The following is an 8,966-nucleotide window of genomic DNA, read 5'->3' as shown; positions in this document are numbered from 1 at the left end:
GTACATCCATATAAAACCTTCCTTTTTAAAGTTTTTAAAGCTAACTTGAAAAACTTTAAAACTTATTTTAGAAGATTATCTCACATTTTTTGAACACTTTCCATCCACTTTCTTGTTTGACGCTTACCATCTTTTTTATGCATCCTTCCACGATATATATTTGTAGTTAAGGGATCATACTTATTAAATTTAATTGGCTAATATATTGAGAAATAGTTTCAAGTATACTTGCAGGATTATAAGGATCATTATTTTCATCTCTATTTTAAGTTCATCTACTATTCCACCATAAATTAAATCATAAGAATCTATTGTAGAAGAATTCCACAAATCACCTTCATAACTTAAACACTGGAAGATTATCTACAAACCAATTAAATTCTTCTTGATCAACTTCCCAATATGAAAAGCCAACAATTACAAATGCCTTTTTACCTTCAGACATAGAATCTAATATGACCCCCTGATATTAAACATAATACCAAATTTTAAAATAATTGTTAGAGATAGTAGCATAAACACTAACATATTCATATAAAATAAACCTCATAAAGTATCTATTTCAATGAATAAAAAACTATATTTTTAATTCATGTCCTGATATCTGTCTTGTTTCCCAGATTAGGATCTATTGAAATATTCGGCATTATTTCAGTCATCTATGCTGCAGCCTGATTATTTCTATACATGGCCATTTTCATAATTGCTATACCTGCATCCTACTGAACCTTTGACTGATTCATTACAATTGACAGTGCTGCTATATCCATACAAACATCAACTCTTCACTATTAACTGAATTCCTAAAAATACCTCTCCAAATCCTCTATCTTTTCTATATCAAATATATCCACACCAATAGCTTTAATTTTATCATTAGAAAGGTTTTCTATTTTATCTTCATAGTTCTCTGGCAATCCATTGAACTTTTTTCTCAACTGCTCAATAAGCAGTTCTGCCTTTTCTTTTCTGCCCTCTTCTATGCCTTCTTCTTTACCTTTCTGTTCAAGCTTTTTGTCAAGTTCAAACTTCTTAATCATGTCCATTAAAAACTCCATGTTGCTCTCACTTATTTTCGGCATTCCCATATCTTTATACACCTCCAATATTTCATCGGGATTCACTTTTGCAAGTACATCCATTATCACCGCATAAAGCGGATCCTTTATATTACTTATGTATTCTGCCAGCCAGTTTTTCATCAAATTCCTGTCCTGCTGCCGATTCTGAAGCAGTTTTAAATATCCAGCTTCTCCGTCATCCAATTGTTTTGACACTAAAATCTGAGTGTCTATGTCCGTATCTTTTATATAATATATGCCGCTGCCAGCTTTTTCTATATCAGCCTTTATCTCATTTTTCAAATAATCAATCAATTTCCCGGGGTACCTGCTGGAAGTCAGAGTTATGGTCATTTCATTTATACCAATCTTATCTGTTTCCCTTGAAAGTGCTTTATAGAGATAGGCATATGCCTTTATCTTGTAATAATCATCTATTGATATATAGTCTGTAGGAGATTTGTACTCCAATATATTATACTTTTTAAATATTCTGCCCAGAGATTTGTCTATCCTAATTTCCCTGAGCTTTTTAATTACCAGTACATCTATCCTGAGGGGCTCATCTGTGAGTTGATATTCTGTTATAAATTCCAGATATTTTCTGTATTCCTTGAGTTCCAGTTGCACCGCCGCCGCAAAGGCCGGGTGCCATTTTACCTTTTCATCTGCCAAACCAATCAACCACCCTGCTCTGTTATTTTTATTATATCATATATTATCCCCGCAAAAAGTTAATCTTATTCAAACATTTGTTCTTTAAATAAAATTACAACTTTAATTCTTTTGTACAATGACAACCAATCCATCAAGCAATTTCCTCATATCTGCGTGTTCTATTGCAATGTTCATCTTCTGTTTATGCTATATATATCGTACAAATAAAACTACATGCGGACACAAAACCTGTCAATAACGGTTTCCGGGATTTGATTAACCCAGTTAATAAACCATTGGACAGCATTTCTAATTTCTTTAACAGATGAAAAGAAAGCATTATTAATTACCTCATCTTTCATCCAACCCCATAGCCCCTCTATTATATTCATTTTGAGACTGTATGGAGGAGAAAAATGAATGAAAGCCGGGTACTGTTCTTTTCCAGAAACCCTTAAGTAATTTTGCATGATGAACTCTGGAATTATCAAGAATCATAACTATTTTACCTTCTGGATATTGTTGTAAAACATTTTCAGGAAATCCAAGGAATACTTCAGCATAATATTTACTATGTTCCTCACAATAAACTGACCCGGTTTCATAATTGATAATCCCCAGGAGTTTTACCCCTTCATGTTTTCCGTAGGCTGCTATAATTCTCTGCTGACCTTTGGGAAACCATGTTCTGGAAATAGCTTGATAATACCGGATCATTGATTCGTCTTTAAAAAGAATATGGTTTATATTTCCGTCAATCAAGTTTTTTTAAATCCTCAAATTCTTGTTTGAAGGCCTCCTGCTTTTCTTTATCTGCTTTTGCCAGGGTATACGTCGGTCGTGTATAACTAAGGTTTAATCTGTGGAATACTTGCAGCATCCCTCGATTACTGTATTCAATATGAAAATTGTCACTAACCCATTTACGGGCTATGCTGGCATTCCAGTTTTTGCGGTTTCCAAATCCTAATTGGTCCGAGGTTTTTGTCGTTATTATTTCATACAGCTTTTTTTCCTGGTCATTGCTATATAGCCAAAATCCACCTGGGATTCTTCTCCTGGTAAAGTTGTAAGGACCATATATGGTTTGGATGGTTTCTATATAGTTTTAATTCATTGAATATAAATAATATATCACTATTAATCTTCTTCTATAGCTATTTAATCCCAAATCAAGAAGTGCTGCACACAATAGACTTAACAGCTTGTATTTTTTTGTTTTTCTATAATGATTTTCTTCATAATTGTATATCTGTAAATTGGTATCTTTAAAATTATCTAAATCATAACTTTCAATTTCAATACTCTTTATTGCCTTATCCATTTCTAAAACTGCTAATTCAGTGGTATCTCTATTTATATCTTGATACATAATTTTTTGTTCATGTAAATACTGCTTAAGTTGTGAATCCTTCTCTATTTCCAAATCAAATGAGTCCTTTATATAATTAGAGGCTGTAAAACTTTCAATCGAAGGATAACTAAGAAGGAGCAGCCCCTGCCTATCATATTCATCATTACTTTCTCTGGAATTACCAAGTCTATTTATTAAATCCCCAACAAGATTTTCATCATTTTTTTATTATTATCAGCAAACATAACTCTACTCATCTTCGTATACCGGCTTTCCACCAAACACACCGCTTACGTACATTTTTTCTATATTTTGAGCTTCTCTTGGTTTTTCATTGGAAAATCTATTTATAATACTCCCATCACTTCCTCTAAATTCAACTGCATATTCCTGATCTGGTCTAAATATAGTATTTGACAGTAAATTAGTTGAATGTGAAACCACAAATACTTGAGAGTTATTAGATTTGCCCATAAAATATCTAATAAGAAGTTCTTCAAGATCGTTGTGAAATGTACTGCTGAATTCATCTATAATCAACATTCCTCCATTTTTTATTACATGGAAAAAGGCAGGCAGCATATTTAAAAGATTTTTATTTCCCAGCGATTCCATGGCAAATGGAATAGGTTCTCCAATATCATCTCTTTTAAAAAATATACTCTTATCTCCCGATGTATCTATAGAAATTAATTTTCCAACACTTGCGTTTGAATACTCTACCAACTGTCCAAAATTATACTTTTTAAAGAAATTATTAATATCATCTACACCATTATTTTTCAAATACTCTACTAAATCAAGTTTACTGTGTGATGGATTTATACCTCTTCTTAAAAAAGCATCGAGATAAACTGAATTTATTAAATAATTAAACCATGTTTTTAACACAGGATAGTTATTAAATTTTGTGTTAAAATATATGGATCTTAAAAGGAGGGATTCTTTATCAATGTCTGTAAAAACTTTATTATCCGTAATATATGATTTTGCACTTTGGCCAATTCTATTTAGCATAATCCTATCATTCAATAATAAATCTTCCGCCATAAGTCTATTTTCTACATCATAGTTAATATTGTAATTGATAATATTATCTTCAATTTTGAACTCATAATTAAGTTTTATATTATTGCTTTCAGAAAATAAGCACTTATAAAGTCCAATATTTATTATCTTTTCTGCTATTATAGACAAAATCAAAAATAAATGTACAGTTTTTACGTTTATTTTTAATTTCACAGTAAAAAAATTACCTTAAAATATTATATCATCCTTGTGGTAATTAATATCTGCGTTATATTGGATCATGTTTCCCAGGTGAATTATTATATACGTATACTTAATAAGTATTTTCTAATTCATCATGCTTATAACTTATCAATTTTTCAATCTCTATATTAAAAATTTCAGTAATCTTGTTCATATAATTTTCAAAGCTTATACTGTCATCTATTTCTCCTTTGAGACGGCAATCCTCCATATATTCTGTCTATAGGAGCTTTTTGCTGACCCCGTTACAGAATAGTTTCTTATGGATGTAAGCTAGATTTGGCATTCTTTTGTTACTAATATTTTTGCCTGCTTTAGGAAACATTAGATTCTCCAAAGCCTTGTCTCATATTTTCCTACAATGGCCATACAAGATTTAATTCTTTTGCACGATGCTGGACTTTGATAACAGTTTTCTGTGCAGCACCACAGATTTGCATGATGTTACGCTGGGTGAATCCAAGACTGATTAGTCTTAAGATTTCCCGACATTTGGTCATAATCATGACCTCCTTATAATGAATTTACATCTTGTGATGCATAACTCCATTATAAGATGTATAAACACCGATTTCTGCATAACGGAATGTTGATTTCCCTGCCACTAGGTAATATTCATGTTTTTTGTATACCCATATAAGACCTTCCTTTTTAGGAAGATTATCTTATATTTTTTGAGTGGTTTCTATCGATTTTTTACTTGACACTTACTTTATAACACTCAACCTTAAAATTGGAATTTGTCAATTTCTCCATACATGAACAAATAATATGCCTCATAGAGTTTTTGCTTAGTAATATATAGCGAACATCAATCAGAACAATTCTCTAATATATGGAATTTCATGTGACTATAAGAACTAAAATATTGACAGTTATTTAAAATTTTACAAATAGCAACAGGATAGTCAGAGCCATCTGGAAGGATTTTTTTATAATTTTCAATGTTAACACAGTCATCATTAAAAATTGTATAAAATTGAAAATCATGTAAAAATTGAGATTTCATCTTAATATCATCGAAAACTTGAAATGTTTTTAAGAAATTAATGGAATCATAATGATGGTCGATCAATTCCTTATACTCTTTGATATACGATTGTATACGAATTTGTTCATAGGCTGTTTTACCCATACAAGCAAACAACATATTCACTTGTTCAGAACAATCAAGGCAATCATAATTATGATACTTTTTGAGTCCTTCAAGTAACTTATCCATGTCAATATGATACTGACACCGAATAATATCCGCATCCTTATAATCTCTAGGGTTTACAGACTCCAGTAAATCTTTATCCAAAGGTTCGTTCATCTCTATAATATTGCCATATGACTTATCAATATTGCCACACTCTGCGAAGTTGTATTTCTCCGATAGTAGGACATAATCCTGAAAAGTATTGAAAAGTTCAATATACGCATACAGAAAATTCCCACAATTGAAAATTCGAACTGTATGAAAAAATCTTTCAACTGGATACATTTCCATTACAGCATCAAATAATGTCATTGGAATAAATGGAATAATAACAGGCTTATCAATCAGCCTATTTGTGGAATAGTCAAAAACTCTCTCAAGGCAACAAGAATGCAACCCACAATGAATCGCATAATTGAACGCTATTTTAGAAATACCTAATTTAAATGCAGCATTATCAAGTTTGAAGTGATGATATAATGTCTTAAACTTACCTTCCTCGTATTTCACGTATTGCGAATTACTATCTTCTAATTTCACTACCTTACCGGCTTTATATGTTGCAGTATATAAATTACCGTTCTGATCACACATAATTCCAGTATACGATGATCCTTTCGTTTTTCGAGTCTTATGCATATTTATTCCATCTACAATAGGCGCAAATATTTGGGTAAATGCTTTGTCCTGATCAGAGCCGTACAGTTCATTACACGTCTTGCAATATATCTCATCATCTTCTAAACTGCCACCAATTGCATTATGAATAATATGTTCTTTCGATTTATTTTGGCTATTCAGCGTAACTCCGCATATAACACACTTCTTCATTATTTGTTCCCCCACTTTATAATATCACAACAAATTATCTCACCTTTAAATTACTATTTATCCACATACTTGTTTAATAATCTTCGTTTCAAACTTCTCCACTACCATAACTTAAAGCATTTATATATTTTAAACATAAATTTATCCATAAGAAATTACTCTCCTTAAACATAATCCTTTCGGGGTAGTCTGGATTAAGACAGCACAACCTTATCCTTTAATCTATTATAATTTTCAACTATTTTTTCACTGATGTATCTGTTTTTTAATTCAGATAAATCATAAAATCTGAAGTTTTATCTCTCATTGGCATCTTTAGAATTAGCTATCAAGTCAGGTCTTATATCCAGGGTAATACAATCTCTATGACTCCAGTAGGTGAATATATTTTTTTCAATACTGGGAGCTTTAATATCTTGCTTTAATTTTCGTGATGTCTCCAGTCCTAAAGAATATATATAAGATTTAATGGGGACAACTATAATCCCATTATCTGATCTTCTAACTATAACTACATCAGCAAAACCCTGTACAATATCATTTAAATAATTTGTCATCTTTACAACTTTCCCGTTAACAGAACTGCTGCATTCTATTTCATTTAAAATGTCACTCATAAATCACACCTGATTCCTGATAAGTTTTAAAATATAATATTATCTTTAAAAATTATCGGAATATTTTAACTATACTTGACAGATAATAAATATATATCTGAAAACAGGAGAATAAAAATGCCTTTTGCTGAAAACACCAAAGTATACAAAATGAATAGAATAGAAAGAAATATAATCATAGGAAGTCTCATTGGTGATGGAAGCCTTGCACTTTATGGGAGGAGTATAAATGCCTATTACAGAGAGCACGGATGTGCAAAGCAAATTCCCTACAGAGAATGGAAGGCCAAAAAGCTTAAAAATCTCAACTTCAAACTTCTTACAAACTGTAAAAATCCCCAGCTCCGTTCACCCAGCAGCAAAACCTACACTGAACTGTACAATATGTTCTACAGAGGCGGGGAAAAAATAATCACCCTCGAAAACATATTGCTTCTGGATCATCCCATAGGATTGGCATGTCTTTATATGGACGACGGTTCTCTGGTTATAGATTCAAGTAAAAGGAAAAATGGCTCCATATATATTTTCCCTCGGATATCCATTTATACCCTGAATTTTTCAAAGGATGAAAATATTATATTGCAGAACCATATCAAAAAAACATTTAATATAAATACAAAATTAAAAGAGCGGAAAGACGGCAAACATTTTCTGCTGGAAATAAATAAAAGAAATGATATAGTAAAGTTTATAAAAACCATAAGTCCCTTTGTGGAAGAGATACCCTGCATGCACTATAAAATAAAACTTAAAGAAAGATTTGAGGATAAAAGATTAAAATTAATAAATGAAGGTTATAAAAATATAAACAAATGGTGTGAAAACATAACAGAAAACAAATATTCAAAGGAGGAAGAAAATTTTATTATAAAATCAAAACAAGCAGGCGCCAGCAGCAAAAAAATTGCAGATTTTCTAGGAAGAAGCTACTGGGGCATATTAGATAAACTCAAGAGGCTAAAACTTCAAGGCCGGATTTAATCACACACCATCAATTTTTTTGCTTTCATCATCCAGTGCCTTAACCTGTCCTGCCAAATTGTTGATTTTACGATTTAACTCTTCAATTTCAGCTTCATTATGCCCGGGTATTTTTGTTTCCTGGGCCATATTTCTCATGAGTAAAAGCTTTTTCTCCATGATATCAAGAATATGCATTCTATATTTTACCCACTGTAGTTCCTGATTTAGTTTTTCTTTATCATCCATATATACCTTTCATGTTTGTTATTTTGCAAATAATAAATTATATAAAAATAGAATAGCTAATCGTACTTAGGTTGCAAATTTTTTACGATTTTTACCACAGTACTTGGACCCGTTATGAGAAACTTCTCAAACTTGCTAACTATCACCTTCGCGAGATGGCTTGTATACTGAGCTTGCTCCCTTTTTAATTTTTCTATTATTTGCTCTAACCATAAAGTTTGCTTTGATTTCCCTCTCTGAAGTGGATGATAATAATAAAAATTCTGCCTTCTTTCAGATTTATAACCTTTTTTATTATTTCCTATTCTCTTACATAAATTATTATTTTTTAGTGCCAATTGTATAATATTATGTAATTTAGTATTTATTTTCCAGTCAACAACTATTTTAGATTCAATTTTCGAACTGAACACTTCATCTAGTTTATCTTTTCTTGCTTTAGAAAAATACTATAAATAACTTCACTATCAAATTTATTAAATTTTTCTTTTATCATTTCATAAAGCTCTTTACTTTTTAATGTCTTGTAATCAGATAAATTAATGATTTTAACACATTAACAGTTGCCACTATACTAAAATTTATTTCATTATCGTTTTATAAGATTCATAAAAACTATTGCTCACTGAAATTATCATTGTTTCTTCTAAAGTAATATTTTCTTTACTATCTGATTGATTTTTATCAGTCATTTCTAATATTTGGTTATAATATCCATCGTGTATATAATCACAAAGACGTTTATATATGTTATATAAACT

The 8,966-nt window shown here is 30.8% G+C and carries 11 protein-coding genes; 1 reads left to right on the top strand and 10 read right to left on the bottom strand.

Annotated elements, in window-relative coordinates; translation table 11 throughout:
• Positions 1 to 803 precede the first annotated feature (803 nt).
• The 8 genes from CLLU_RS17300 to CLLU_RS17260 form a co-directional block, all read right to left on the bottom strand.
• Complete coding sequence (locus CLLU_RS17300) at positions 804 to 1,736, bottom strand: DUF4351 domain-containing protein (protein ID WP_242977728.1); 933 nt, start codon at positions 1,734 to 1,736, stop codon at positions 804 to 806.
• 212 nt (positions 1,737 to 1,948) lie between these two features.
• Positions 1,949 to 2,110 carry a hypothetical protein gene (locus CLLU_RS19570; RefSeq protein ID WP_106011013.1) on the bottom strand — a complete coding sequence of 54 codons (162 nt, stop codon included), beginning with the start codon at positions 2,108 to 2,110 and terminating at the stop codon, positions 1,949 to 1,951.
• The gene (locus tag CLLU_RS17290) at positions 2,070 to 2,480 is read right to left on the bottom strand and encodes a transposase (RefSeq protein ID WP_106011012.1); all 411 of its coding nucleotides are present in this window, start codon (positions 2,478 to 2,480) and stop codon (positions 2,070 to 2,072) included. The genes CLLU_RS19570 and CLLU_RS17290 overlap by 41 nt, the downstream gene beginning before the upstream one ends.
• Complete coding sequence (locus tag CLLU_RS19565) at positions 2,473 to 2,712, bottom strand: helix-turn-helix domain-containing protein (RefSeq protein ID WP_378062909.1); 240 nt, start codon at positions 2,710 to 2,712, stop codon at positions 2,473 to 2,475. Before CLLU_RS19565 ends, CLLU_RS17290 begins: the two co-directional genes overlap by 8 nt.
• A gap of 114 nt (positions 2,713 to 2,826) precedes the next feature.
• Complete coding sequence (locus tag CLLU_RS17280) at positions 2,827 to 3,144, bottom strand: hypothetical protein (RefSeq protein ID WP_106011010.1); 318 nt, start codon at positions 3,142 to 3,144, stop codon at positions 2,827 to 2,829.
• A 177-nt stretch (positions 3,145 to 3,321) separates the two neighbouring features.
• Entirely contained in the window at positions 3,322 to 4,314 is a 993-nt protein-coding gene (locus CLLU_RS17275) for an AAA family ATPase (RefSeq protein WP_106011009.1), read from the bottom strand.
• An 841-nt stretch (positions 4,315 to 5,155) separates the two neighbouring features.
• A complete protein-coding gene (locus CLLU_RS17265) occupies positions 5,156 to 6,376 on the bottom strand; it encodes an HNH endonuclease (RefSeq protein WP_106011007.1) in 1,221 nt (406 codons plus the stop codon).
• Positions 6,377 to 6,672: 296 nt separating this feature from the next.
• Positions 6,673 to 6,993, bottom strand: coding sequence for a hypothetical protein (locus CLLU_RS17260; RefSeq protein WP_106011006.1), 321 nt, complete (start codon positions 6,991 to 6,993; stop codon positions 6,673 to 6,675).
• Positions 6,994 to 7,110: 117 nt separating this feature from the next.
• Between CLLU_RS17260 and CLLU_RS17255 the strand changes: the two genes are divergently transcribed.
• Positions 7,111 to 7,977 carry an endonuclease gene (locus CLLU_RS17255; protein ID WP_106011005.1) on the top strand — a complete coding sequence of 289 codons (867 nt, stop codon included), beginning with the start codon at positions 7,111 to 7,113 and terminating at the stop codon, positions 7,975 to 7,977.
• On the opposite strand, the gene CLLU_RS17250 is transcribed toward CLLU_RS17255, so the two are convergent.
• A complete protein-coding gene (locus tag CLLU_RS17250) occupies positions 7,978 to 8,205 on the bottom strand; it encodes a hypothetical protein (RefSeq protein WP_106011004.1) in 228 nt (75 codons plus the stop codon).
• A gap of 581 nt (positions 8,206 to 8,786) precedes the next feature.
• Positions 8,787 to 8,966 (bottom strand): hypothetical protein (locus CLLU_RS18990; RefSeq protein ID WP_207656025.1); only part of this gene is annotated, 180 nt, incomplete at its 5' end.

It is taken from the genome of Clostridium luticellarii (genome assembly GCF_002995845.1).
Classification (GTDB): Bacteria; Bacillota; Clostridia; order Clostridiales; family Clostridiaceae; genus Clostridium_B; species Clostridium_B luticellarii.
Note: the sequence above shows the minus strand (reverse complement) of the source record. Positions and strands in the feature narration are given on the sequence as shown.

Coding starts and splice junctions, on each gene's coding strand:
- CLLU_RS19570 (WP_106011013.1), bottom strand. CDS start 2,110: ATGAATATAATAGAGGGGCTATGGGGTTGGATGAAAGATGAGGTAATT.
- CLLU_RS17265 (WP_106011007.1), bottom strand. CDS start 6,376: ATGAAGAAGTGTGTTATATGCGGAGTTACGCTGAATAGCCAAAATAAA.
- CLLU_RS17260 (WP_106011006.1), bottom strand. CDS start 6,993: ATGAGTGACATTTTAAATGAAATAGAATGCAGCAGTTCTGTTAACGGG.
- CLLU_RS17255 (WP_106011005.1), top strand. CDS start 7,111: ATGCCTTTTGCTGAAAACACCAAAGTATACAAAATGAATAGAATAGAA.
- CLLU_RS17250 (WP_106011004.1), bottom strand. CDS start 8,205: ATGGATGATAAAGAAAAACTAAATCAGGAACTACAGTGGGTAAAATAT.